Annotated in this window: 20 protein-coding genes, 3 tRNA genes and 1 pseudogene; 10 read left to right on the top strand and 14 right to left on the bottom strand. The window is 56.3% G+C overall.

The features are described 5' to 3' along the window. Positions 1-146 precede the first annotated feature (146 nt). Positions 147-221: transfer RNA gene (locus IEX74_RS05680), tRNA-Val, on the top strand. Positions 222-427: 206 nt separating this feature from the next. After that, positions 428-985 (top strand): annotated as a pseudogene (locus IEX74_RS05685) (type I restriction endonuclease subunit R, EcoR124 family); the annotation flags it as partial. A 267-nt stretch (positions 986-1,252) separates the two neighbouring features. Here IEX74_RS05685 and IEX74_RS05690 read toward each other — a convergent pair. Next, on the bottom strand, positions 1,253-1,441 hold the full coding sequence (locus tag IEX74_RS05690; protein WP_188811966.1) for a hypothetical protein: 189 nt from the start codon (positions 1,439-1,441) through the stop codon (positions 1,253-1,255). Positions 1,442-1,633: 192 nt separating this feature from the next. Next, positions 1,634-2,956: an MFS transporter gene (locus IEX74_RS05695; RefSeq protein WP_188811968.1), complete on the bottom strand. Its 1,323-nt coding sequence runs from the start codon at positions 2,954-2,956 to the stop codon at positions 1,634-1,636. Between the two features lie 161 nt (positions 2,957-3,117). Here IEX74_RS05695 and IEX74_RS05700 point away from each other — a divergent pair, with 161 nt between their 5' ends. Continuing rightward, a complete protein-coding gene (locus IEX74_RS05700) occupies positions 3,118-4,548 on the top strand; it encodes an RtcB family protein (RefSeq protein WP_188811970.1) in 1,431 nt (476 codons plus the stop codon). Between the two features lie 173 nt (positions 4,549-4,721). Here the strand turns inward: IEX74_RS05700 and IEX74_RS05705 are convergent, their stop codons facing one another. Next, positions 4,722-5,999 carry a TgpA N-terminal domain-containing protein gene (locus IEX74_RS05705; RefSeq protein ID WP_188811972.1) on the bottom strand — a complete coding sequence of 426 codons (1,278 nt, stop codon included), beginning with the start codon at positions 5,997-5,999 and terminating at the stop codon, positions 4,722-4,724. A 120-nt stretch (positions 6,000-6,119) separates the two neighbouring features. On the opposite strand from IEX74_RS05705, the gene IEX74_RS05710 reads away from it, so the two are divergent. The 3 genes from IEX74_RS05710 to IEX74_RS05720 all read left to right on the top strand — a co-directional run bounded on the left by IEX74_RS05710 (position 6,120) and on the right by IEX74_RS05720 (position 10,885). Then, positions 6,120-7,763 (top strand): hypothetical protein, encoded by a 1,644-nt coding sequence (locus tag IEX74_RS05710; protein WP_188811975.1) that lies wholly within the window; start codon positions 6,120-6,122, stop codon positions 7,761-7,763. A gap of 247 nt (positions 7,764-8,010) precedes the next feature. Beyond that, positions 8,011-9,633: a glycosyltransferase family 39 protein gene (locus IEX74_RS05715; RefSeq protein WP_188811977.1), complete on the top strand. Its 1,623-nt coding sequence runs from the start codon at positions 8,011-8,013 to the stop codon at positions 9,631-9,633. Positions 9,634-9,715: 82 nt separating this feature from the next. Beyond that, positions 9,716-10,885 carry a hypothetical protein gene (locus IEX74_RS05720; RefSeq protein ID WP_188811981.1) on the top strand — a complete coding sequence of 390 codons (1,170 nt, stop codon included), beginning with the start codon at positions 9,716-9,718 and terminating at the stop codon, positions 10,883-10,885. A gap of 42 nt (positions 10,886-10,927) precedes the next feature. On the opposite strand, the gene coaE is transcribed toward IEX74_RS05720, so the two are convergent. The 8 genes from coaE to IEX74_RS05760 form a co-directional block, all read right to left on the bottom strand. Continuing rightward, positions 10,928-11,521: a dephospho-CoA kinase gene (gene coaE, locus IEX74_RS05725; protein WP_188811983.1), complete on the bottom strand. Its 594-nt coding sequence runs from the start codon at positions 11,519-11,521 to the stop codon at positions 10,928-10,930. Beyond that, positions 11,518-12,492: a YbbR-like domain-containing protein gene (locus tag IEX74_RS05730; RefSeq protein ID WP_188811984.1), complete on the bottom strand. Its 975-nt coding sequence runs from the start codon at positions 12,490-12,492 to the stop codon at positions 11,518-11,520. The genes coaE and IEX74_RS05730 overlap by 4 nt, the downstream gene beginning before the upstream one ends. Positions 12,493-12,504: 12 nt before the next feature. Beyond that, complete coding sequence (gene yajC / locus IEX74_RS05735; RefSeq protein WP_188811986.1) at positions 12,505-12,831, bottom strand: preprotein translocase subunit YajC; 327 nt, start codon at positions 12,829-12,831, stop codon at positions 12,505-12,507. 134 nt (positions 12,832-12,965) lie between these two features. After that, on the bottom strand, positions 12,966-13,487 hold the full coding sequence (locus IEX74_RS05740) for a DUF1573 domain-containing protein (RefSeq protein ID WP_188811988.1): 522 nt from the start codon (positions 13,485-13,487) through the stop codon (positions 12,966-12,968). 184 nt (positions 13,488-13,671) lie between these two features. Then, positions 13,672-14,673 (bottom strand): isocitrate/isopropylmalate dehydrogenase family protein, encoded by a 1,002-nt coding sequence (locus IEX74_RS05745; protein WP_188811990.1) that lies wholly within the window; start codon positions 14,671-14,673, stop codon positions 13,672-13,674. 161 nt (positions 14,674-14,834) lie between these two features. Continuing rightward, positions 14,835-15,146: a YtxH domain-containing protein gene (locus tag IEX74_RS05750; protein ID WP_188811992.1), complete on the bottom strand. Its 312-nt coding sequence runs from the start codon at positions 15,144-15,146 to the stop codon at positions 14,835-14,837. A 110-nt stretch (positions 15,147-15,256) separates the two neighbouring features. Next, positions 15,257-16,456 (bottom strand): transcription antitermination factor NusB, encoded by a 1,200-nt coding sequence (gene nusB / locus IEX74_RS05755; protein WP_188811994.1) that lies wholly within the window; start codon positions 16,454-16,456, stop codon positions 15,257-15,259. Positions 16,457-16,569: 113 nt separating this feature from the next. Next, the gene (locus IEX74_RS05760; protein ID WP_188811996.1) at positions 16,570-17,661 is read right to left on the bottom strand and encodes a Glu/Leu/Phe/Val dehydrogenase dimerization domain-containing protein; all 1,092 of its coding nucleotides are present in this window, start codon (positions 17,659-17,661) and stop codon (positions 16,570-16,572) included. Between the two features lie 296 nt (positions 17,662-17,957). Between IEX74_RS05760 and IEX74_RS05765 the strand changes: the two genes are divergently transcribed. After that, entirely contained in the window at positions 17,958-19,745 is a 1,788-nt protein-coding gene (locus tag IEX74_RS05765) for an ABC transporter ATP-binding protein (RefSeq protein WP_188811998.1), read from the top strand. Positions 19,746-19,830: 85 nt separating this feature from the next. Here the strand turns inward: IEX74_RS05765 and IEX74_RS05770 are convergent, their stop codons facing one another. After that, entirely contained in the window at positions 19,831-20,292 is a 462-nt protein-coding gene (locus tag IEX74_RS05770) for a T9SS type A sorting domain-containing protein (protein ID WP_229755129.1), read from the bottom strand. 395 nt (positions 20,293-20,687) lie between these two features. On the opposite strand from IEX74_RS05770, the gene IEX74_RS05775 reads away from it, so the two are divergent. The 3 genes from IEX74_RS05775 (at position 20,688) to IEX74_RS05785 (ending at position 21,859) form a co-directional block, all read left to right on the top strand. Next, positions 20,688-20,761, top strand: a tRNA-Pro gene (locus tag IEX74_RS05775). A 108-nt stretch (positions 20,762-20,869) separates the two neighbouring features. After that, positions 20,870-20,943, top strand: a tRNA-Pro gene (locus IEX74_RS05780). Between the two features lie 190 nt (positions 20,944-21,133). Next, positions 21,134-21,859, top strand: coding sequence for an outer membrane beta-barrel protein (locus tag IEX74_RS05785; RefSeq protein WP_188812001.1), 726 nt, complete (start codon positions 21,134-21,136; stop codon positions 21,857-21,859). A gap of 83 nt (positions 21,860-21,942) precedes the next feature. On the opposite strand, the gene IEX74_RS05790 is transcribed toward IEX74_RS05785, so the two are convergent. Both IEX74_RS05790 and IEX74_RS05795 read right to left on the bottom strand, forming a co-directional pair. Beyond that, positions 21,943-22,467, bottom strand: a complete 525-nt coding sequence (locus IEX74_RS05790) for a hypothetical protein (protein ID WP_188812003.1) — start codon at positions 22,465-22,467, stop codon at positions 21,943-21,945. A 145-nt stretch (positions 22,468-22,612) separates the two neighbouring features. Beyond that, the gene (locus tag IEX74_RS05795) at positions 22,613-24,397 is read right to left on the bottom strand and encodes an ABC transporter ATP-binding protein (protein WP_188812005.1); all 1,785 of its coding nucleotides are present in this window, start codon (positions 24,395-24,397) and stop codon (positions 22,613-22,615) included. Between the last annotated feature and the right edge of the window lie 47 nt (positions 24,398-24,444).

Here is a 24,444-nt window from a genome sequence, read left to right on the forward strand (position 1 = left end):
CGAAAAAATCTGGTAATGAAACGGTTGGAGATTTTCACCTCCTTCAACCCACAAAAATCTTTACCGAAGGTCGCAGTTTTTTTTGCGGAATCGAAAAGACCCCCCATATTTGCACTCGCAATCGGGACACAAGCCCGGTCAGCAACGGGAGATTAGCTCAGCTGGTTCAGAGCATCTGCCTTACAAGCAGAGGGTCGTAGGTTCGAACCCTACATCTCCCACGACTGATTAACAGGCACTTAGTAGCAATACTGAGTGCCTGTTTTGTTTTTGGTTTAAACTACCAAAACCTAGCTAACGACTGTAATTAAGTGTCACAGCTTTTTACAGCAAAGGACTCAACCAGATTGTTAGTCTGACATGAAGCTTCTCAACCTACTTTTTCAAATTGAGGCTGCTTCTTGATAAGATGTAATTCGAGGACGACAAGAGCAAGTACCTCGACCTCTACGACAAAGTGCGCCCCGGCACCACCAAGGGAAAGGAATCCATTCTGAACGACGTGGACTTCGAGCTGGAGCTGATTCACCGCGACGAAATCAACGTGGCCTACATTCTGGGGCTGCTGGCCAAGCTGAACGGCGCCCCGCCCGACGAGCAGCAGCAGAAAGCCATCCTAGACATGCTCACCAGCGAGGCCACGCTCCGCAGCAAGCGCGAGCTGATCCAGAAGTTCATCACCGAAAACCTGCCCCACCTCCCCGACCCCGACACCGTGCCCCAGGCTTTCGAGGACTACTGGGCCCAGGAGCAGCAAAACGCCCTGGAAACCATCCGGCGGGAAGAGCAACTCGACCCGGAAAAGCTTCAGGCGCTACTCAGCACCTACCTGTTCACGGAGCGCAAGCCCCTGAGCACCGACGTGATTGATATGGTGGAAGTGAAACCCAGGATTCTGGAGCGCAAAACCGTGTACGAGCGGGTGGTAAACCGGCTGCTGGGCTACGTCGATACGTTCATCAACGGCATGGGCGCCCGACCCTAGGTTAGCTCTGGAACGTCATTACGCTGCCGCACCGTCATTTCGACCAGCGGGAGAAATCTCGCGTGCTTCGTTGTCCGGTGTAGAGACGCAACACTTTGCGTCTCCTGGTTGCTGATGTTGTTTATCTAGGTAAGTTGTTTCCGATTGTTCAACTACCAGACGCAGAGTGTTGCGTCTCTACATGGTTCTGGCGGCAAGCACGCGAGATTTCTCCCGCTGGTCGAAATGACGTGCTGATAAAGCGTGCCCTCACAATCTTCCTTCTGCTTACTCTGCCAGTCCCTGCCACTCCTGCGCATCGAGCGCCAGCGTGCGTTGCAGCCACGCCTGGGCGCTGCGGCGGCGGGCTTCGCTGCGCTGCCAGCGCTGCAAGTGCGGCGTCGGGTCGGTTAGTTTCAGGGGCGAATCCTGCGCGGCAGGCGTGTTGTTGCTAATGGGTAGCGTGTGCGGATGCATAACAGGTGGATAGGAACAGGTTGGCGTTGTACTTTATTAACAAGCGTAAATATAATAATTTATATTATCATATATAAAACAGAAAATTTCCTCTTTTTGATTATTGTTCAGGCGGGGCGCCGGAGGGTGAGCTGTTAGCTGGTAGCTCTTGTTCTTCAAAAAAAGCTACCAGCTAACAGCCCGAAACCCAGGTTAGTCGTGGCGCATCCGTGAGGTGTGCTTGGTATCGGGCATGCGCAGGTACACGACCAGCGAAATGGCCGCGCAGACCGTCACGTACCAGTAGAACCAGGATTCGACGCCCTGCTCCTTTGCCAGCAAAGCCAGGTATTCGGCCGAGCCCCCGAAAACCGCTACCGTCAGGGCGTACGGCAGCCCGACGCCCAGGGCGCGAATCTCCGTGGGGAACAGCTCCGCTTTCACTACCGCGTTGATGGCCGTGTAGCCGCTCATAATGATCATGGCAATTACCAGCAAGCCGAACGCCTGCCAGGTACCGTGCGTCTGCCCGAGCAGGTGCATCAGGGGCACGGTACCGAGCGTGGCGCTCACGCCAAAAAAGAGCAGCACCGGCCGGCGCCCGGTGCGGTCGGACAGCGCGCCCACCAGCGGCTGTAGCAGCATGGCCACGGCCAGCGCCCCGAAGGAAATCAGGGTTGCTTGGTCTTTGGTGAAGCCCGCCGTATTCACCAGAAACTTCTGCGCGTAGGTGGTGAAGGTGTAGAACACGATGGTGCCGCCCAGGGTCAGGCCGATGACGGTGAGCACCTCGCGCGGGTATTGCAGCAGGATTCGCAGCTTGCCGGGTTGCGCTTCGCGGGTCGGGGCGGGTGTCGTTTCTTCCTGCTGCACAAAGGCATCCGTCTCTTCCATGTGCTGGCGCAAATACAGCGCGATGATGGCGGCGCAGGCGCCAATCACGAATGGCACGCGCCAGCCCCAGGCGTGCAGCTCTTCGGACGTGAGGCTTTGCTGCAAACCTAGCTGCACCAGCAGCGCCAGCAGCTGACCGGCAATGAGGGTGACATATTGAAAGCTGGAGAAAAAGCCCCGGTGCTGCTGGCCCGCCATTTCGCTCAGGTAGGTGGCCGAGGTGCCGTACTCGCCGCCCACGCTCAGGCCTTGGAGCAAGCGGGCCACCACCAGCAGCGCGGGAGCAAACACCCCAATGCGGGCGTACGGCGGCAGCAGGGCAATGAGCAGCGAGCCGCCGCACATCATCAGCACCGAGAGCAGCAGGGCGGCTTTGCGGCCGTGGCGGTCGGCGTAAAGCCCTAGGAGCCATCCGCCGAGTGGCCGCATCAGAAAGCCCACGGCGAAGATGGCGGCCGAGTTGAGCAGCTGCGCCGTTTGGTTGCCTTTCGGAAAAAAGGCCGGCGCAAAGTACAGGGCAAAAGCCGAGTACACGTACCAGTCGTACCACTCGACCAGGTTGCCGATGGAGCCGCTGACGATGGATTTGAGCCGGGAAGCCGTGGTGCGCGGCGCAGCATGAACAGGCGTAGAAGAAGGCATAGCAGGCGCTTTGGCGGCAAGATACACGTCGGCTTACGCAGAAAAAGAAAATCAGAAACCTAGGTTGCCCGGCCCGGATTCGCGGGGGTGTCGCAAAGCTCAGCCATAACCTAGGTTCCCCGATTCGCGCTACAACAGGCACCATCCACCTCTCTCCTGCTATGGCAACGAACAAGCTGCGCGGCAACGACCTGCGCAAAATCGGCTACCCCGAAGGCCCGGCCATCGGTATGGCGCTGGACATTCTGGAAGATCGGCAACTGAAAAACCTTGACAAGGGCAGCGCTTTGGCTTTGCTCCAGAAAATAAAGGAAGACCCCTACGCCTACCTGCGCGACTCGCTGTGGCGCGAGCTGGCCAAGCAGTTTGTGCCCAGCCCCAGCCGCGACGTGCGCCTCAACCCCGAAATCAAAGACTACCGCCGCTACGGCGAGGCCTTCATCGAGGACGGCGCCCGCAAGCAGATGGACACGGCCATGAAGCTGCCCGTCACGCTCGACGGCGCCCTGATGCCCGACGCGCACCAGGGCTACGGCCTGCCCATCGGGGGCGTGCTAGCCGTTGATAATGCCGTCATTCCGTACGGCGTGGGCATGGACATTGGCTGCCGCATGGCCCTGTCGGTCTTCGACTTACCCCCGCACTACCTGGAGCAGCACCACCAGGAGCTGAAGAAGATGCTGCACAACAACACCCGCTTTGGCGGCAAGGAAGTGTTCAAGAACCCCACCGATGATCCGGTGCTGGAACGGCCGGAGTTCAGAGAAATCGGCATTGTGCGGAGCAAGCGCGAGGCGGCCATCAACCAAATGGGCTCGTCGGGTTCTGGCAACCACTTCGTGGAGTGGGGCCTGGTCGACATCACCGCCGAAAACAACGACCTGGACTTGCCCATTGGGCAATACCTAGGTTTGTTGTCGCACAGCGGCTCGCGGGGGCTTGGGGCCGCTATTGCGCAGCACTACACCAAGGTTGCCATGAGCAAGTGCCCGCTGCCGCCGGAAGCCCGCTACCTGGCCTGGCTCGGCCTCGACACCCAGGAAGGGCAGGAATACTGGCGCGCTATGAACCTGGCCGGCGACTACGCCTCGGCCTGTCACCGCGACATTCACCGGCGGCTGAGCAACGCCCTGGGCGAGAAGGCGGTGGCGAAGGTGGAAAACCACCACAATTTTGCCTGGAAAGAAACGCTGGCTGATGGGCGCGAAGCCATTGTGCACCGCAAGGGCGCCACGCCGGCCGGCAAAGGCGTGCTCGGCATTATTCCCGGCTCGATGACGGCGCCGGGCTTTATCGTGCGCGGGCGCGGCGAGCGGGACTCCATTCAATCGGCCTCGCACGGGGCAGGGCGGCGCATGTCGCGCACCCAGGCCAAGCAGAGCGTGACCGAGGGCGAGCTGCGCCGCCTGCTGCGCGACCAGGGCGTAGAGCTGATCGGCGGCGGCCTCGATGAAGCCCCGATGGCGTACAAAGACATTCATCAGGTAATGGCCCACCAGCAAGACCTCGTCGACGTGCTCGGCTCGTTTCAGCCCCGCATCGTGCGCATGGACGCCGGCGGTGGCGGCTACAGCAAATACGGCGGGGAATAATCGTTGTCATCCTGAGGAACGAAGGACCTTCCTCTCCTAAGCGTACAGCTCCCCTAAAAGCGAAAAGCTCTTAATCAACCGATGAGGTCAGTTAGGAGCTTTTTGCGTTTAGCTAGGTTTGTCGATGAAGTGAGGGAGGCCCTTCGTTCCTCAGGATGACAGAGTATTTTTACTCAGTTACTCACCCATTCACTCCGCCGCAGTCGTTGCCACATAATCAGCGGAAACATCAGCATGGCGGGCTCGGCGAAGTAGCGCCAGCGGAAACCAACAAAGAACACCAGACTCAGCAGCCACACGACGACCAGGGGCAGCAGCAGCAACAGGTCGCGGCGCTGGAAGCGCAAACCCCGGTAGCGCATGAGGGTGAGCACGATAGCCAGCAGAAAAGTCAGGTGCACTACGGCCGTTATGGGATGATAGCCAGTAGGTGGTCCGTCGGAAATGAAGTTTTCGGGGGAGAAGAACAGCGCTGTTTTGCGCAGCCAGAGTTGCAGCTCCGCGCCGGGGTGCGTACGAACCCAGCGCCAGGCCAGGCGCGCCCGCGCCTGACTTTCCTGGTACTGGTTCAGGCTGTCGAGGCCCGGGATATTGGCTCGCACAAACTGGTCGAAGCTGCCTTTGGGCTCGTCCCAATCGTACATGAAGCGGCCTTCGGTGGTGGAATTATGCCCTTGCAGCAGCTCAAACCCGGCCTGGTTGCTGAGCGTGTACGCCCCGAAGAGCTGATGATTCTTTTGCAGAATCGGCAGGTGCGCTAACACAACCACGCCTAGCGTGAGCAAACCCAGCCTCCACGCCGCGCGGCGCACCCTAGGTTCGGCCCGCCGGCTCAGCAGCAGCCAGGCCGCGAACAAGAGCCCATACACGGCCAGCAGGTAGCCCCGCAAGAGGCACGAAAGAGGAACGGCCCCAACGATTAGCAGAGCATCGATCAAGCGCAGCGGCCGGCCGCCAGACAGCCGCAACAGCTTATATACGACCACGATCAGCAGCGGCAAAGCCAGGTTTTCGTACCAGAAATAAGCCCCCACGTAGTACACCACCGACGGGTACACGGCCCACAAACCCGCGCCCGCCCACGCCAGCGGCGGCCCCACGCCGTAGTAGGCCAGGGTGCGCTGCACATACAAAGCACCCAGCAGATAGGTCCCCACTGTAAGCGCAAACACCAGCAGCGTGAAGCGGTGCTTGGGCAAGCCGGCGTTCTGCCAGGCCACGTACACAAACACCGGAAAGCTGGCGTGAAAGGAATCGGGGCGCAGCTGCTGCCGCTTCGCGTCGAAGCTGACGTAGCCGCGCCCAGCCAGGTAGTTGTCGGCAATGCGGCCATTGCGGCGCTCATCGTAGTTCCACTCCAGGCCGGGGTTCAGGTGAATAAGCAGCACGAGCTTGAGCGCCGCCAGCGCCAGTACCACGGGCCAGACGAAGCGAGGAATAGTTTTTAGCACGGCGCGAATTGTCGTTGACGGCTCTATAATTGCGGGGTTGCGGCCGGAAATCGGGAGTAAAAAATGTCCGGCACAGCAAGGTAAAACGGATGGCCGTAGCTTTCGCCAGCGTTTGGGCAAATGAAGATTGTGAGGAACACGAAGTACAGGAAACCTAGGTCTGACCGGTGGCGCCCCTGGGTGGTGGGCGCGTTTTTTGGGTTACTCGCGCTGGTGGGCGTGCTGCTCCACCGCGACTACGGCGTGCCGTGGGACGAGCAGATTGACCGGCTCAACGGCATCATCAACGCCAAGTACGTGGCGCTGCACCTGGCCCCGGAGCTAGCCAAGCGCGAGGAAAACTTTGCCACCATCCCCGACATGAGCCAGAACGAAGACCTGGATCATGGCGTGTTCTTCCAACTGCCGCTGGTGCTGCTGGAGCGCGTGGCCGGCGTCAACGACACGCGTGAAATCTACTTCATGCGGCACCTGGTCACGTTTTTCACGTTCGTGGCGGGCGCTTACGTCTTCTACCGGCTGGCCACGTGGCGCTTTGCAAGCTGGAAGCTAGGTTTGCTGGGAGCGGCAGCGTTGGTGGCATCGCCGCGCTTTTTCGCCGAAGCGTTTTACAACTACAAGGACCTGGTGTTCCTGTCGTTCTTCACGCTGGCCATCTACACGCTGTTGCTTTTGCTGCGGCGCCCAACGTGGCAACGCGCCCTGCTGCACGCCGCCGCTACCGCCGCCGCCGTCGATGTGCGCTCGATGGGCATCATTCTGCCGGCGCTTACCCTAGGTTTCCTGTTTCTGGAAGCTAGCTTCCGGCCTTTGCGCCGCCGCGGCTTTGCCCTTGCTGCGCTGCTTTACTTGCCCTTGTCGGCCCTGTTCATTGTCCTTGGCTGGCCTTACCTGTGGGAGAACCCGCTCAGCCACTTTGCTGCGGCCTTTCTGCACTTCAGCCGCTACACCTACGAGTCATCGACGCTGTACCTAGGTCAGCAGATTTCAATACTGCACCTGCCGTGGCACTATGTGCCGGTCTGGCTCCTCGTCACCACGCCGGTGCTGTACTCGGCGCTGGCCGGTATCGGCATCAGGGCGTTGCTGCGCGATGCGCTAAAAGCCCCGCTTAAGTGGCTGAGTACCACCGAAGGCCGCCACGATGCGCTGTTTATGGCCTGGCTGCTGGGGCCGGTGCTGGCCATCATCGTGCTGCAATCGGTGCTGTATGACGGCTGGCGCCATCTCTACTTTGTATATCCGGCCTGGCTGCTGCTGGCGTTACGCGGCGTGCAGGCGGCGCAGGCTGGCTGGCAGCGCGCCACCGCCTCCACCCGCCGTCTGCTGCGAGTTCCGGCGGGTATGTTGCTGATCTTAGGTCTGTTGCATCCGCTTTACCGGATGGTGCGCGACCATCCGTACCAGAATATGTACTTCAGCTTTCTGCCGGGTACTGTGGCCCACCAGTTGTTTGAGCGCGACTACTGGGGGCTTTCCGGCTGGCAGGGTATGGCCTGGATTCTGCGGCAGGATGCCAGCCCCCACATTACGGTCGGCACTGATCTGCGCACCCGCACGATTGTGCTGCTCAATAGCCGCTTGCTGCTGCCGCCCGCCGAGCGCGCCCGTGTGGAAGTAGTGCCTTCCCCCAAGCAAGCCAAGTACTTCATGACGGTATACCGCTGGCACCCTGCGCCTTACCCACCTAGCTACGGCCGCGAGATCTACCAGATTCAGGTGAATGGCAATAAGATTCTCTCCGTGTTCCGGCGGCCTGATTAGGACCGCTTCCTTTGTAGCACCCAGAACGTCACTCCGACCAGTGGGAGACATGGCATTCTTGTCGTGCTTCAGCCAACTCAGTATGAGGGCTGGTCAGGCAGAAATATTCCTTCAGGCACAGCCCCAAGAAAGCTGAACAACCGATAAAGTTAACGTCCTGTTAAATCTGGCTAACAATATTGTTAAGCCCACGGCAGTTTGTAATATTATAATTCACTATTGAACAATTCTAATCATTAAGTTACCTGTGCCCAGCGCCGCTCTACGAACTTCCAGCTTAGCAGTTATTACCTTCTTCAGCTTGTTGCTAGCGCTGGGGCTACTGCTCTATCGCGACTACGGCGTGTCGTGGGATGAATCGGTGGAACATTATTACGGCGTGGTCAACATCAAGTACATCACCAAACGCCTCTACCCTGCCGCCGCCAACTCCGGCCGGAAAGTACAGGACCTAGCTTCTTCCCCTGACCGTGACCACGGGCCCGCTTTCGAGATTGTGGTACCGGTCGTCAGCCGCCTTTTCACCTCTGACAGTCCGCGGGCGTACCTGCTCACGCGTCACTTGCTGGTTTTCAGTTCTTTCCTACTGGGCGTTTGGAGCTTGTACCGCTTGGGGCGCAGCCGATTTCAGGATTGGCGCCTTGGCTTGCTAGGTGCCGCGGCGCTGGTTCTGTCGCCGCGCTTTTTTGCGGAAAGCTTTTACAACGGCAAGGACATCGTTTTTCTAAGTCTCTTCACCCTAGGCATTTACACCTTAGTTCGACTTATCCGCCGGCCAACGCTAGCGCAGGCGCTGGCTCAGGGCCTGATTACGGGCCTGGCAACGGATGTGCGTATCCTAGGCCTGCTCCTGATTCCTTTCACGCTTGGTATGCTGGTGCTGGAAGCAGCGTTTCGGCCACGCACGGAAGTACCTCGGTGCAAGTGGCTAGGCTTTGGCTTGCTTTACCTGGGCGCAGCAGCGGCGGCTACAATTATAGCCTGGCCTTACTTGTGGGAAGCACCCTTTTCCAACTTCCTGGAGGCGTTTGAGCGCCTGAGCCATTACCCGTGGCAGATGACCAACTTCTACCTGGGTCAGCTTGTGCCGGCCGACAACCTGCCCTGGCACTACGCGCCCGTCTGGGTGCTGATTACCACGCCATTACCTTACACCTTCGCGGGCCTGGCCGGAGTAGGCGCTTGGCTGCGGACGATAATCCGGGGCGGCCTAGGTTCGCTTGCCGTACGTGAAAATCGGCTTGATCTGCTGTTCATCGGCTGGCTGATCGGGCCTATTTTGATGGTCGTCGTGCTGAACTCGGTGCTCTACGACGGGTGGCGCCACCTGTATTTTATTTATCCGGCAATGCTGCTGCTCGGTTTGCGCGGCGTGCAGGCAATTTATCGGGCTAGCCAGCAGCATCTTGCGTGGCGGCGCGTGGCGCTAGTGGCGGCCTTGGTGGCGGCGCTGGAAGTAGCGCACACCGCAATCCGGATGGTGCAGATGCACCCTTTTCAGCAGGTTTATTTTAGCTTTCTGCCCGCTGCCACGGCCCAGCGCTACTTCGAGCGTGACTACTGGGGTCTGGCTTACCGGCAAGGGCTCGAATGGATCTTACAGCATGAACCTAATGCTCGCGTGTTGATCAGTTCCCCCAACGCCGATCCTATTGATAATAACGTATTGATACTGAAAACAGAGCAGAGGCAACGGATTCAGTACGTGCCACTCAAAACTAGTCAGCACCAATACTTTCTCACGGGCTACCGTTGGCATCCGCAGTCGTATCACGACAGTATAGGCCAGGAAGTATACTCCATTACGGCAGATGGCATCAAGATTTTGTCGATTTTTCGCCGAACACCTGCCCTAAGTCAAGTCGATTAAATCTTTTTACGGCGCAGCTTTGTTCGAGAGTGCTGTTCTTTGTGACAGTAATTGCTTTGTCTCGCCTGCCCAATCTTAGCAGATGCCATTAGTAGAAGTAACCGACACGCACAAGGCCCGCCTCTTCCGCGACCTGGCTGCTCGGCTTTATCAGGAACATCCGCAGTGGATTTCGCCGATCGATGACGAAATAGAAGCGGTATTTGACCCCAAGCGCAACCCCAATTTCGCGCACGGTGAAGCTATTCGCTGGATTCTGACCGATGCGCGAAACGAGCCGATTGGTCGGGTAGCAGCCTTCATCAACCAGGCGACGCCGCAAACGGATCCTACGCTTGTAGTGGGGGGAATGGGCTTTTTTGAGTGCATCAACGACCAGGCGGCGGCCAATCAGCTGTTTGACGCCTGCCGGACCTGGCTCGCCGCCCGCGGCATGACCGCCATGGATGGCCCCATCAACTTCGGCGAGCGGGACCGGTACTGGGGGCTGCTGATTGCGGGCTTCACGGAGCCCAACTACGGCATGTTCTACCACGCGCCGTACTATCAGCAACTATTTGAGCAGTACGGCTTTCAGATCTACTTCAAGCAGTACACCTGCCACCGGGAAGTGGCGGCTCCGCTTCATGCTAGCTTCGAGCGGGCTGCCGAGCGCTACGCGCAGGACCCTAGCTTTCGGTTTGCGCACTCCGTGGGCCGCAGCGTCGAGCAGATGACCTACGACTTCCACCGCGTGTATAACCTAGCCTGGGCCAACCACTCCGGGGTGACGGCCATGCCGCTGGACAAAGCCCGGAAGCTGGTGAAGCAGATGAAGCCCGTGCTGGACCCGCGCCTGCTGTGGTTTGCCTACCACAACGATGAGCCGGTAGCTTTCTTCGTGAGCTTGCCCGAGCTGAACCAGATTTTCAAGCACGTAGGACCTAGGCTCAACCTAGCCGGCAAGCTGCGCTTCCTGTGGGAGCAATGGAAATTTCAGCGGCAACAGCCCAAGAAGATGTTCGGCGTAATTTTCGGCGTCGTGCCTGATTATCAAGGGCAAGGCGTGGAGTCGGCGATGCTGGTGCACGCGCAGCAGGAGTTCATGCGGGCCGGCTACACCGATATCGAAATGAACTGGATCGGCGACTTCAACCCGCGCATGCTGGTGCTGATTCGCTCCATCGGTGCCCGCATCTACAAGACCCACGCCACCTACCGCAAGCTCTTCGACGAAACCAAGCCTTTCGAGCGTTGCCCGGTTATTCGGTGAGATGGTGAACTAGTGAGGTGATGAGCTTTTGTCACCATCTCACTAGTTCACCATCTCACCATGCAACGCTAACACCTGCGGGATGAGTAAGTGTTCGTCGTCGTTGTAGATGACGTAGTCGGCGCGGCTCATTTTCTCCTCTTCGCTCATCTGCTTGCCAATGATGTTCAGAATGTCGTCGGCGGTGCGGTGCGGGTCGCGACGGAGTACGCGGGCTTGGCGAAGTGCTAGCGGTGCAAAAACCGTAATGATGCGGTTGAGCTGCTGGTAAGCACCTGACTCGTAAAGCAAAGCGGCTTCCTTCAAGATATACGCGTGGCCCGCCTGGCGCTGCTCTTCGGCCCAGTTTTCGAAGTCGCGGCCTACATGGGGGTGCACCAGCGCATTCAGCCGGGCTAGCTGCGCCGGATCGGAGAAGGCAGTGCGAGCTAGATACGTGCGGTTGAGTTGGCCAGCTTCGTCGAAAGTTTCGGGGCCAAAAGCCGTGAGCAGCTCCGCACGCAGAGCTAGGTCGTGCGCCATCACCCACTTTGCCCGAAGATCGGAATCGTAAACGGGTACTCCTAGCACGCGGAACAGCCGGCAAACGACACTCTTGCCCGATCCAATACCGCCGGTGATACCCACCCGAATCATGGCTTAGGAATCTTAGAAACCCGAACGCTGTGCGTCAGCGAACTCACGCCACGCGCAAAAGCCGGCACCTGCGACACAATCGGCTGCATCCGAATGCTAGGTCCAGTGAACGGCTGATACTGCAACAGCACATGCAACTGACCTAGGTCGAGGCGGGCCGTATCTTCGGGGAAGCACTGCACCTGCACTTGCACGACACTAGGAGCCAAAGCAAAAGTAAACTGGCTGTCAGCTGGAAAGTCGTGCAACTCCGGTACTACTGCTACTACCTGCGTAATGAGCGGCCGGGGCTGCAAGCGCACCCGCACGGCTTCCACGTTGGCCCGCACCAGCGCCGGCCCCCCGATAGGCACACTAATGTCGCCGTTGCTGCTGCCGGCCGGCGCCTGGGGCAAATGCACCGGATACGGATTGCTCAGCCGGTCGACGGTGCTGGCTGGTCCTTCAAACAGTACGCTTTCGGGCGTAAACCTAGCCGCATAGGGCAACGCCGAGCCGTTAGCCGCTGGGCTAAGTGCCAGTGGTAGGCGCCGTTGTACGCGCAAATCAAACTGCACCCACAGCGTATCGGTCAGAATGTAGTTGAACTGCAACCCTTCCATCGACGCCTGCAGGGCTGGGCGCAGCGCAGTGCCGGTCACGAAGCGCGTAGCGGGTAAGCGTCCCAGGCGCACCTCCGCAGGCTTCACATCGATCATCAGGTTTTTGCGCAGCAGCTTCCAGCCGCGGCCAGTTACGTTCACGGCCACTTCCGTTGGTAGGGGGCTTAGCGGTACGTAACGGCGGGCGTCGTACTGCCACACCACAGGATAGGTAATGCGCGTGGTGTAGGTTTTATTCAGGGCATTCAGCAGCCAGAAGGTAGAGGCCGCCAGAAAACAAGCCGCTACAGCCCGCCAATAGCTCCTCTCCTGCCCATAAAATGGGCTGGTAAACCAGCGCAGCAAACGGGCAGGACGAACAAATGGCACACTAGCAGCAAATTAGGAATTGGTAGAAGTCGGGGCGACAGTACTGGTTTTGGTAACGGCTTCGCGGGCAATAGCGGTGCGGTCGAAGCGCAGGCGCACGCCTTTATCTACTTCAATGATAACGGACTCATCACTGAGGTCAACCACTTTGCCATGTAGCCCACCAATCGTTACGACGGAAGCGCCTTTCGTAATCGACTCGCGAAACTTCTTGGTCTCATTCGAGCGCCGCTGTTGCGGCCGGATCATGAAGAAATACACGACCAAGGCAATAGCAATCGGAAAGATTAGCTGCGTAATGCCTTCGCCCGAGACCTGCAAAAGAAGAGTAAGGAACATTTTGGTGAATGGTAAGAGCGTAAAATGGTGAGGTGGTGAGGTGGTGAGGTGGTGAGGTGGTGAACTGGTGAGTTAGATGTCTTTCCTGCGCTAGCAGAACGTCAAGCTCACCAGTTCACCACCTCACCAACTCACTACTTTGCCGCCTCGCCTTCCGGCAGAATGTTGGCGCGGATGGCTATTTGCGTGATGCTAGGTTGGGTGTTAGCCCGAATAGCCACCTGCTTGTTTTGCAGGCCCGATTTGCCGTGGCTATCAAACTGCACCTCGATGGTGCCTTTAGCGCCGGGCGCAATTGGATCTTTCGTCCAGTTGGGCGTGGTGCAGCCGCACGAAGCCGTGGCATTCTCAATGAGCAGCGGCGACTTCCCCGAGTTGGTGAAGTTGAAGGTGTGCTTCACCACGTCGCCGGGCTTAATGTCGCCGAAGTTGTATTCGGTTTCGGTGAAGGTCATCACCGGCGCGTTCGGGTTCGGGGCTTCCGTTTCGCTGGCTACGTTGGGGTTGTCTACGGTTGGGTTGGCGGCGGCATCGTTGGCGGCCGTAGCGGCAGCGTTCATGCCTTCAGTGCCTACTTCGGCAGGCTTATCCTGATTGCAAGCGCTTACCAACAGTGCGCCGGCTAGGAAAAAAGCAGGAAAAAAAGTGCGTTTCATACAGCAGGAAAGTCAGTTAATGGCTGACTTAAGGGTAAAGTTACGGTTAAAAAACCTAGGTCTATCAAGATGTAGCGCGAAGCCTGTGCTTCGCGTATTGTTGAACGAAACCGTTGCTACAAACCTAGCTTTAGTCGTTCAACGATACGCGAAGCGCAGGCTTCGCGCTACAGCAATTCCAGCGTTAGGCCAGATTATCAATCACATTCTGCGCAAACTCGCTCGTCGAGGCTTTGCCACCTAGGTCGCCAGTGCATTTGTCTTTCTGCTTCAGCGTAGCGTTCAGAGCTTGCTCAATGCGGTCGGCGTGGGCGTGTTCGCCCAGATGATGCAGCATCATCAGGCCCGAGCGCAACATGGCCGTGGGGTTGGCTTTGCCTTGCCCGGCAATATCGGGCGCCGAGCCGTGCACGGCTTCAAAAATGGCAGTTTCGTCGCCGATGTTGGCGCCGGCTACTACACCCAGGCCCCCAACCAGACCAGCACACAGGTCAGAAAGAATATCGCCGAAGAGATTGGTCGTCACGATAACATCAAACTGCTCAGGCTTATTCACCAGCTGCATGCACATGTTATCAATGATCTTGTCTTCGAAGATAATCTCCGGATACTCTTCCGCGGCGGCGCGGCAGGCGTTGATCATCATCGAGCCGGCGAGCTTCAGGATGTTGGCTTTGTGCGCCAGGGTCACCTTCTTGCGGCCGTGCTTGGCGGCGTAGGCAAACGCCGCCCGACAGATCTTGCGGCAGCCATCGAGCGTAACACGCGCAATGGAATCCGCAATACCTAGCCGCTCATCAAACATTTCCAGCCCCGAATACAAGCCTTCCGTGTTTTCCCGGAACAGCACCAGATCAATGCCCGAATAACGGCTGGCAATGCCCTCCGTCGTGTTGGCGGGCCGCACGTTCTGGTACAGGTCGAATTTCTGACGCAGCGTGATGTTGATGCTGCGGAAGCCTTTGCCCACGGGCGTCGTCAGCGGGCCTTTCAGACCAACCTTATTGCGCTCCAGCGAATCGAGCAGCGCCTGTGGCAGCAGCTCCCCCGATTGGTCGAACGTGGTTTGGCCGGCGTTCTGTTCTTCCCACTGCACCGGCACCTGGGCGGCAGCAAAAATATCCGTGACGGCCTTGGTTATTTCCGGTCCGATGCCGTCGCCGGGAATGAGCGTGATGGTATGCATTCTGTTGATATGCTGATGAGTTGATTGGCTGGTGTGCTGATGTACCCGTGCGCTACTAGATTACTAACTGATTAACAATGTAAAACGGTTCTTTTCTCTACTTGTCAAAAAATCAATCTATTATCTAAATCAGCGCGCCGGCACATCAACTCATCAGCACACTATAAGGCTCGGCGGGAGTTAATCTGGTTGATGAGTTGGTCGACGTCGCCGAGCAGCTGTTCGGCTTTGTCTTTGGCCTCACGAATCACTTTTTGACCTTCCGATTTGGCCGACATAGGACCGGCATCAACGCGGCTGGTTACCAAACTTTCAGTCAGATCGGCCAGTACTTCGCGATAACGCTCCAGCTGATAGCTCAGCCAGCTGCGAGTTTCGCGGCCTTTTTCGGGGGCATACAGAATGCCGAGGGCAACTCCGGTAAGAGCGCCGCCAGCAAAGCATAAAATGCCGGTAATGGTTTTGCTACCCATACTTTTAGAAGTGAATATTTTGAGGGAGAGAGTACAATGACGGGAGAAATATAACGAGTGCCGCAGAGATTAGGTACGAAGCACGTCGAAACGCGCCACCAACCTAGCTTCTACTGGTTATCCAGCAGACCACGCCCCGACTTGCGGATGGCGCCGCTCGCCGTTAGGTCCTGAGCTAGCTTGTCGAGAATACCGTTCACGAATTGCTTGCTCTTTGGGGTGCTGTAGAGCTTGCTGATTTCGATGTATTCGTTGATGGTCACTTTCACCGGAATACCGCGAAACAGGTGCATCTCGCACAAGGCCATTTTCAGGATGATCTTGTCGATGAGCGCCACGCGCTCCACGTCCCAGTTCTGCACCGATTCGGCAATGAGTTTTTCGTACTTGGCGTCGTCGGCGAGCGTCTGTTTGTAAAGCGTTTCAGCAAACTCCTTGTCGTCCTTCCAGTTGGCTGATAGCGACATAAGCTCCAGGTTTTCGTCGGCAGCCTCATCGAGCATCTTCACCGTCTTGATGACGAGGTTCTTCACGATAGGCCGGTTTTCTTCCCAGTTCAGGTCGTCATTCTCCAGCTGTGCCGGCAAAGATTCGCCCTTGAAGATGAAGTTCTTGTAAAGATTCTTCAGCATCTCCTGGTCTTCGGTGTAGCGGGCGGCTTCGTCGGAGCTAGGTGGCGTGGCCAGGTAGCTCTGGAACTCCGCATCCGGCTTGATTTCCGAGCGCCAGGCCGTACGCAGCGCATCCATCTCTTCTTCGCTGTGCCACCGCAGCGAGCGGCGAATGGTCAGATCCTGGAGCTGCTTGTTGCTGATAAGCTTCTGCAAAGCTAGGTTCTCTTCCAGGCGCGTCGTATTGAGCGGCGCTTCCTTGGAGGGAGTAAACCGGCGCGACTCCCGGTTCTTCTCTTCCTCAATCACCTGGAGCAACGCCTCGGGCAAGTTGAGCAAGTGAATGTACTGATCGTGAATGCTTTCCGCGGCCGTTACCATTTGTCCGCCAAAGAAGGTACCATCTTTGGCTACCTGCTTTTGGTAGTACTTAATGGCGTCGGCTACGGCGTCGTTCACGTCCGTATCGTCCAGTTTTTCCGGTTCCTCGCCGGTTTTGTGCCACTCTTTGAAGATAACCTCCGCCATCTTCCGCTGCCCCTGCAACAATTTGCGGTCCTGCGGTTCGGGAGAATTTAGATCGGGCGCGAAGGCATCCGCAATGCGGTCATTAGCCAATGAATAATCGGACCCGACAGCCTGATGGTAGGCGTACAGGGCCTGCATGACCTTAATGCGAAGCGTGCGACGGTTGAGCATGTTCTGAAATAGTGAGATGGTGAGATGGTGAAATGGTAAGTTGATGCTCTGTTTGCGCTACCCGCGCCAGCGGAACGACAAACTCACCATTTCACTATTTCACCATCTCACCGCTAGTATGTTGATTTGACCTTACCAAGGGACGCAATGCGCTCCTTGGCCTGCCGGATGGCAGCTGCTTGGGGGTGACTTCCCTCCTGCTCGGCTTTGTCGAGCACTTGCCGGGTGAAGTCGTAAATCTTTTCGGTTTGGGTTAGGGCACTCTGGCGGTTAGAGCCAATTACTTCCGTGTATACATTGATCAGGCCGCCGGCGTTGATCAAAAAATCGGGGGCGTACACGATACCGCGCTCCACTAGGGCCGGGCCGTGCACGTTTTCGTTTTCGAGCTGGTTGTTGGCGCTGCCCGCAATGACCTGGCATTTCAGGCGGCCAATGGTGTTGTCGTTGATGGTGGCACCTAGGGCGCACGGCGAGTAGATGTCCACGTCCTGGTCGTAGATGTCATCCAGACCAACCATTTTGGCCCCAAAGCGGTTCGCCGCATCCAGCGCGCGGTCCTCGTAGTAGTCAGTCAGCACAACCTGAGCGCCTTCTTTCGTGAGGTGTTCCAGCAGGTACAGACCCACGTGGCCCACGCCTTGCAGCGCTACGCGCTTGCCAGCCAGGCTATCCGAGCCATATGCTTTCTTCACGGCTGCCTTCATGCCCATGTACACGCCGTAGGCCGTAACGGGCGATGGGTCGCCGCTGCCGCCGCTGCTTTCGGGCAGGCCGGCTACGTGGCTCGTCTCCATCCGGATGTACTCCATGTCCTTGGTGGTCATGTTCACATCTTCGGCTGTGATGTACTTGCCATTCAGGTTCTTCACGAAGCGACCAAACTTGCGCAGCAGCGCCTCGGTCTTCTGGGTGCGCGCATCGCCGATGATGACGGCTTTGCCGCCACCTAGGTTCAGGCCCGAAATGGCCGCTTTGTACGTCATGCCCCGCGAAAGGCGCAGCACATCGTGCAAGGCTTCCGTTTCGGAAGCGTAGTGCCACATGCGGGTGCCGCCTAGGGCCGGACCTAGCACGGTGTTGTGGATGCCGATAATGGCACGGAGCCCCGTTTCGTGGTCGTGGCAGAAAACCACTTGCTCGTGCTGATGCTCAGCAATTTGACCGAAGACCGACGTATCGGTCGCTTCTTGAATTTCAACCATGGGTGGAAAGTTGAAAGGGTGGAAAAATGGGTGGGAGGATAGGGGAAGGGTTGGGGTACGCGGTTGTTGTATCTTTGCGGGTAGGCGGCTCTTGGTGCGTTGCAATAAATGACTTGGGTGGAACCGTAGCCAGCCGCAGTCGTTCATTGATACGTGACTCAACCAGGGTGCCCAACCCGTAAAATCGAGTGCAAAAGTAACCTGATTTTTCCTGATTCCTTTGGTATACGACTAACCTAGGATGCGTTGCCGCTGTTACCTTCAGCAGTCTTTTATCTTGTCTTAAGCCCAATTCTGTGAGTGCCCTCGCCTCTACCAATAAGTATATTCTGCGCTATAAGTGGCACTTCCTCGGTGGCGTGCTGTTCGTAGCGCTATCCACGCTGCTTGCTATTTTCCCGGCCCAGATCGTGCGCTACGCCTTCGACTTGGTGGGCGAAGGCATCGACTTGTATCATCTTTTCGCCGGCACGCAGGCGCAAAGCAGCGTCTATCAGCTCTTTGGCCGCAATGTGCTGCTCTACGGCACCCTCATCGTAATAATGGCGCTCTTGCGGGGCGTGTTTCTGTTCTTCATGCGCCAGACGCTGATTGTCATGTCGCGCCTGATTGAGAATGATCAGAAGAACGAAATCTTCCAGCACTACCAGTCGCTGCCGCTGAGTTTCTACCGCCGCCACAACACCGGCGACCTGATGTCGCGCATCTCCGAAGACGTAGGGCGCGTGCGCATGTACATCGGGCCGGCCATCATGTACTTCCTGCAACTCGTGGTGCTGTTCGTGCTCATCGTGCCGCTTATGCTGATGGTGAACGTGAAGCTGACGATCTACACCCTGCTGCCTTTGCCGATTTTGTCGGTGAGCATCTTCTACGTCAACAATCTGATCGAGCGCAAGTCCGACGAGATTCAACGCTCCCTGGCCGACATGACCACGTTCGTGCAGGAAGCATTTTCGGGCATTCGGGTGCTGAAGTCCTTTGTGCGCGAAGAAGATTCGCACCAAAACTTCGTAACGGCCAGCGACAACTACAAGGAGAAATCCTTGAGCCTGAACTTCGTCAACTCGCTGTTTTTCCCGCTTATCTTGTTTTTGGTAGGAATCAGCACCATCGTTACGGTTTGGGTTGGCGGCCAGGAAGTTATCCGCGGCACCATCACGACGGGCAGCATTGCTGAGTTCCTGATTTACGTGAACCTGCTCACCTGGCCCGTCACCGCCCTAGGTTGGACGAGCAGCCTCGTGCAGCGTGCGGAGGCCTCGCAGGCCCGCATCAACGAATTCATGAACCAAAAGACGGACATCGTATCGCGGCAGAATATTCAGCAGGAAATCAAAGGCGCTATTGTGTTCGAGAATGTGTCATTCACGTATCCCGACACTGGTATTCAGGCACTTAAAGACGTGTCGTTCCGTGTTCGACCGGGTCAGACCCTAGCCGTTATCGGCAACACGGGCTCGGGCAAGAGCACCATTGCCGCCCTGCTGTGCCGCCTGTATGATACAACAGCGGGCACCATTCGAATAGATGGCGTAGACGTGCGCGACTTCAGCCTGAACTCCCTGCGCGCCCAGATTGGCTACGTGCCGCAAGACGTATTCCTGTTCTCCGATAGCATCCGCAACAACATCAACTTTGGCCTCGACCAGCCGAGCGAGGAAAAGATGCAGCAGGCCGCTAAGGATGCCAATGTGTACGACAACATCGTTCTGTTCCCCGAAGGCTTTGACACAAAGCTAGGTGAGCGGGGCATTACGCTCTCGGGCGGTCAGAAGCAGCGCGTCAGCATTGCTCGCGCTCTGGTGAAAGAGCCCAAAATCCTGATCTTGGACGATTCGCTTTCGGCCGTCGATACCAACACCGAGAATGCCATTCTGAACAGCCTTCAGCGCATCATGGCTAACCGTACCAGCCTAATTATCTCGCACCGCGTGTCGTCGGTGAAGCTGGCGGATGAGATACTGGTGGTTGACGATGGTGTGATTGTGCAGCACGGCCCGCACGAGGTACTGATGCGCCAAGAAGACGGCTTGTACCGCGCCCTGTATGAGCGTCAGCTCCAGAGCGAAGACGCGGTCTAGGCAACCTAGGTCTTTAAAAACAGAAAGCCCGCCCGACTCATCGAAGTCGGGCGGGCTTTCTGTTGGATAATACTGCTTGCTGTTATTAATTCAGCATCAGGCGCTTAGAGCCTTTGCGCGTGCCGGAGGTGCACTGCACAATGTACTGACCAGTAGGCAGGAGGCTCACATCAAGTACGGCGGTTCGGTTGCCGGTAATCAGGTCGCGGGTGAGCACCGGGCGGCCATCTACATCGTTGATTTCCACGCGAGTCGGCCCCGAAGCATCCGTTTTCACCGATAGGCGCTTAGTGATGGGGTTGGTATCCAGGCTAATCTTCAGCGCATCCGACGAGGGTTTGGGCGTTTCCATTTTGTCGGTGATGAGCGCGGGCGCTTCGGCCGGCTTAGTTGCTTCAGCAACTACCGTTTCGGCGGGTTTGGCAGTGGTGGGCGTTGCTGTTTTAGCGGCGGCCGGTTTGGCAGTGGCTGGCTTCGTCTGTGCCTTCACAGGCTGAACCCATAAACAAGTTGTTATCAGACCTAACAACAGCATAATCGTTTTCATACGCGTTCTTAACAGATGAGGTAAAGTCAGTAAACTAAATAGAAGTGTAAAAATAGATAACGCTCATCATACTTTCTGTATTTTATCATTGGTCAAAAATATATTGGCTTATTTATCAATGGATAAGCTTTATAATTTGTTGGCTAATTCCAATAAGCCAGATCCTTTAGCCGGCTTAATACGACCGCTAGGTGGCTGATATTTTGTGGGGTTTTCGAGGTTGGCTGCCGCAAGCGTGCAAGCGCCGTGCCGTAGCTAGCTTTGGGGTTATCTACCTAGGCCAGGGCATTGCTAATCAGCAGTATTAATGCTTTTTACTACTCTGTTAAAATATTTATCTCAACTCTGATTGCACAGAACGCGTATTTTCTTTTACATTTGTGCCTCAATTCTATCGGGGTGTAGCGTAGCCTGGTATCGCGCCAGCATGGGGTGCTGGAGGTCGTAGGTTCGAATCCTGCCACTCCGACGGAAGAGCTTCCGGCTCTAAGAAGCCTCTGGACCTAGGTCCGGAGGCTTTTTTCGGCCGAAAGAAATTTACCTGAATGCCCGTTGCGCCCAGGCCGCACAATGTATTCGGGGTGTAGCGCAGCCCGGTAGCGCGCGTCGTTCGGGACGACGAGGCCGTAGGTTCGAATCCTGCCACCCCGACTTTATTGGCATCAACATGAAAAGCCCGCTGAACCTAGGTTCAGCGGGCTTTTCTGCTTTCCGAGGCACATCAGAAATCCTTTAGTGCTCAGCCTCAACTATGTACAATCTTTATTCTGTTATCTTCAAATAAAGCTATTTATGGTGCGTTTTGAGCTCACTTTATTGCTCATCTCATCCCACAGCTTTTATGAACACGCAAAAATTAGTTTTGAGTACGTTGCTGCTAGGTGCAACAGCAGGTATGGCGCAGGCCCAAACAGAAGCAGGTAAGGTATTACTCAGTGGGCAAGTAAATTATCAAAGCAATGATTCCAAAGAATCTCCATTAAACAACCCTGCTGGAGTTTACCCAAACATGAACACAAAGAACAAATACAATCAGTTGAACTTCACTCCGCAAGCCGGGTTCTTTGTAGCAAATCATCTAGCAATAGGACTAAGCGCAACTATCGCTTCAACAAAGCAGAACAACTCTTATGTTGATTATACCGGCGCCATTACGCCAAGTCCTTACGCCTATACTAATAAAAATACGAACACAAGTTTCAGCGTTGGGCCTTTTGTGCGTTATTACAAGATGCTCGGAGAAAAGTTCGGCTTGTATGGCCAATTGAATACTGGGTATCAGCGCGGTACACAAAAATATAGCAGTGACTATCCTAACTACTACCCTTCTACAACGACCTCAAACGGTGGCTATATTTCAATCAATCCAGGATTTGTATACTTTCCAACGAACAAGCTTGGTTTGGAACTCACTTTGGGTAGCCTAGGATACCAAAGGGGTAAGAGCGAAGAACGTAGTACAAGACCTGATTATATTAGTATTAATAGGAGTTACAGCTCTTTTACAACTAACCTTAGTATTCAATATTTAACAGTAGGTGCTTCTTTCTACCTAGGAAAAAGTTAGGCATTTACACCGGTAGCATAAAACAGGAAAGCCGCGCGGGTAGCTGTATCCGCGCGGCTTTCCTGTTTGTTAGTATTCTGTCTTTACTCAATCACGGCCAGTACTTCTGACGGGCCTTCTTCCGCAAATTGCTCCAGGTACACCTGCCGCAGCTTGAGCTTCTGCTGTTTGGCGGTTTCTTCTATAGCAGGGTAAAGCATATTGGGCGCTATCAGGTAGCTGGCCGTAGTGCGCGCCTGAATGACGCGCTGCCCGGCCGCAAACGTGCGGTAGCGGTAATCAGCCGGCACTTTCTGGCTTGTCGTATCCGCTACGATGAGGCCAATGAAGGCTTCCACCGTGTCGCGGGTTTTGGAAGGGTCGTTGTAATAGATGTTGGCCAGCTCACCGCGCACGGTGCCGCTGGCGCGGAGCTGCTGTGCCTGCCGGAACAAAGGCCCAAAGCCTTCATCACGCACCGAGCCTTTATAGTAATGACCTAGCAGAAAGATCGGCTTAGGGGTATTGACTACCGCAATTTCAGGCTTACGAAAGCCACCTAGGTAGCCATAAACTGCTACGCCGGCAGCGGTTAAGAACAGAATAATCAGGAAAATCCAGCGGGTCATTTTTATGGGTATTAAGTACTGAGACGTGCGTATTGAGTACCTAGGTTGTTGCAATGATGCTAGCAGTTTCTTCATCATCGAATGCGAGTACCATCCATTCCATCCTTGTCTACCTACTCAATACTCAGTACTCACTACTAAAACCCTACTCCATCGGCGTGCTGAGCACGTCTTTGTACTGCATCTGGTAAAGCTGGGCGTAGAAACCACCCAGGCGCAGCAGTTCGTCGTGGGTGGCGCTTTCCTTGATTTCGCCGCGGTCGAGGACGATGATGCGGTCGGCTTTCTGGATGGTGCTCAGGCGGTGGGCAATGACCAGCGACGTGCGGCCTTCCATCAACTTCTCAATGGCCTCCTGAATCAGCTCTTCCGTCTCAGAGTCGACCGACGATGTGGCTTCATCCAGAATGATGATGCGGGGCTTGTACACCATCGCCCGCACGAATGAAATGAGCTGCCGCTGACCGACGGAAAGCGTGGCGCCGCGCTCCATCACCTGGTAGTGCAAGCCGCCGGGCAGCCGCTCGATAAAGCGCTTAGCGCCTACTAGCTCGGCGGCTTCCCAGATCTGCTCCTCCGTGATGTCTTTGCTACCTAGGGTGATATTGTCGGCAATACTGCCCGCGAACAGGAACACATCCTGCAACACAATGCCGATGTGACGGCGCAGCTCCTTCAGGTCGTACTCGCGCAAGTCGTGGCCATCGACGGTGATGGTGCCTTTGTTGATTTCGTAGAAGCGGCTGAGCAGGTTGATGATGCTGGTTTTGCCCGCGCCGGTAGCGCCCACAAAAGCCACCGTTTGGCCCGCGTTAGCTTCGAAGCTGATGTCTTTCAGCACGTACTCCTCGTCGTTGTAGGCAAACCAGACGTGGTCGAACTTCACGTCGCCGCGAATGTCGGCGGGGGCGTAGGTGCCGTTGTCGGCAATCAGCTCTTTGCTGTCGAGCAGGCGTAGCAGGCGCTCGGTGCTGACCAAACCTAGCTGTAGCGTGTTGAAACGGTCGGCAATCTGGCGGATCGGGCGGAAAAACAAGCCGTTGTACATGATAAAGGCAATCAGGGCGCCTTTCGAAATCGTGCCCTCAATCTGCCCTTGCGCGGCGTACCACACCAGCAGGCCAATGCCGATGGCACCTAGCACTTCGGCTACTGGATAATAAACCGAATAGTAAAGCACCGAGCGGATGTTGGCGCGGGTATGCTCTTGGTTGATTACCTTGAATTTGGCGTGCTCACGCTCTTCGTTGTTGAAGATCTGCACTACGTTCATGCCCGTGAGGTGCTCCTGCACGAAGGCGTTGAGGCTAGCAACAGCCGTGCGCACTTCCTGAAACGATTTCTTGACCTTCTCCTTGAACACGTAGGTGCTGAACACCAGCGGCGGAATCACCGACAAGCTCACCAAGGTTAAGCGCCAATCGATGTAGAACATGAAGGCCATGATGAACACCAGCTGCAGAATGTCGCCAATCATAGCGGCCAAACCTTCGCTGAACACGTCGGAAAGCGTTTCGACGTCGGAGATGTTACGGGTCACGAGCACGCCGATGGGTGTGCGGTCGAAAAACTTAAGCCGCAGATCCAGAATGTGTCTGTACAGATTCACCCGAATGTCGCGCACGATGTACTGACCTAGCCACCCGCCGTAATAGGTTTGCAGATAGCTCACCAGCGTGTGCGCCACCAGCAAGATCATCAGCAGGCTAAACATCTTGTTCAGGCCCACCAGGTCGCCCTGCTCAATGCTCACATCGACCATGCGCTGAATCAGGAACGGGCGGATGGTGCCGAGTACGGCTGTGGCGACCGTCAGGAAAATCAGGAAGTAAAAGATGCGCCGGTAAGGCTTTATGTAACTCAGCAGGCGGCTCAGCACCTGCCAGTCGAAAATGTTACCGGTTTTGGTAGCGGTGGTTGATTGCTCCACAGGGCGAGGTACTAAGGGGAAAGACTATAGGAAGTAACTAACCTAGC

It is taken from the genome of Hymenobacter cavernae (genome assembly GCF_014641455.1).
Classification (GTDB): Bacteria; Bacteroidota; Bacteroidia; order Cytophagales; family Hymenobacteraceae; genus Hymenobacter; species Hymenobacter cavernae.

Excerpts from the sequence above, each read along its gene's own strand:
- IEX74_RS05690 (WP_188811966.1), bottom strand. The coding sequence starts at position 1,441 with ATGCATCCGCACACGCTACCCATTAGCAACAACACGCCTGCCGCGCAG.
- IEX74_RS05695 (WP_188811968.1), bottom strand. The coding sequence starts at position 2,956 with ATGCCTTCTTCTACGCCTGTTCATGCTGCGCCGCGCACCACGGCTTCC.
- IEX74_RS05700 (WP_188811970.1), top strand. The coding sequence starts at position 3,118 with ATGGCAACGAACAAGCTGCGCGGCAACGACCTGCGCAAAATCGGCTAC.
- IEX74_RS05710 (WP_188811975.1), top strand. The coding sequence starts at position 6,120 with ATGAAGATTGTGAGGAACACGAAGTACAGGAAACCTAGGTCTGACCGG.
- IEX74_RS05720 (WP_188811981.1), top strand. The coding sequence starts at position 9,716 with ATGCCATTAGTAGAAGTAACCGACACGCACAAGGCCCGCCTCTTCCGC.
- coaE (WP_188811983.1), bottom strand. The coding sequence starts at position 11,521 with ATGATTCGGGTGGGTATCACCGGCGGTATTGGATCGGGCAAGAGTGTC.
- yajC (WP_188811986.1), bottom strand. The coding sequence starts at position 12,831 with ATGTTCCTTACTCTTCTTTTGCAGGTCTCGGGCGAAGGCATTACGCAG.
- IEX74_RS05740 (WP_188811988.1), bottom strand. The coding sequence starts at position 13,487 with ATGAAACGCACTTTTTTTCCTGCTTTTTTCCTAGCCGGCGCACTGTTG.
- IEX74_RS05745 (WP_188811990.1), bottom strand. The coding sequence starts at position 14,673 with ATGCATACCATCACGCTCATTCCCGGCGACGGCATCGGACCGGAAATA.
- IEX74_RS05750 (WP_188811992.1), bottom strand. The coding sequence starts at position 15,146 with ATGGGTAGCAAAACCATTACCGGCATTTTATGCTTTGCTGGCGGCGCT.
- nusB (WP_188811994.1), bottom strand. The coding sequence starts at position 16,456 with ATGCTCAACCGTCGCACGCTTCGCATTAAGGTCATGCAGGCCCTGTAC.
- IEX74_RS05760 (WP_188811996.1), bottom strand. The coding sequence starts at position 17,661 with ATGGTTGAAATTCAAGAAGCGACCGATACGTCGGTCTTCGGTCAAATT.
- IEX74_RS05770 (WP_229755129.1), bottom strand. The coding sequence starts at position 20,292 with ATGAAAACGATTATGCTGTTGTTAGGTCTGATAACAACTTGTTTATGG.
- IEX74_RS05785 (WP_188812001.1), top strand. The coding sequence starts at position 21,134 with ATGAACACGCAAAAATTAGTTTTGAGTACGTTGCTGCTAGGTGCAACA.
- IEX74_RS05790 (WP_188812003.1), bottom strand. The coding sequence starts at position 22,467 with ATGACCCGCTGGATTTTCCTGATTATTCTGTTCTTAACCGCTGCCGGC.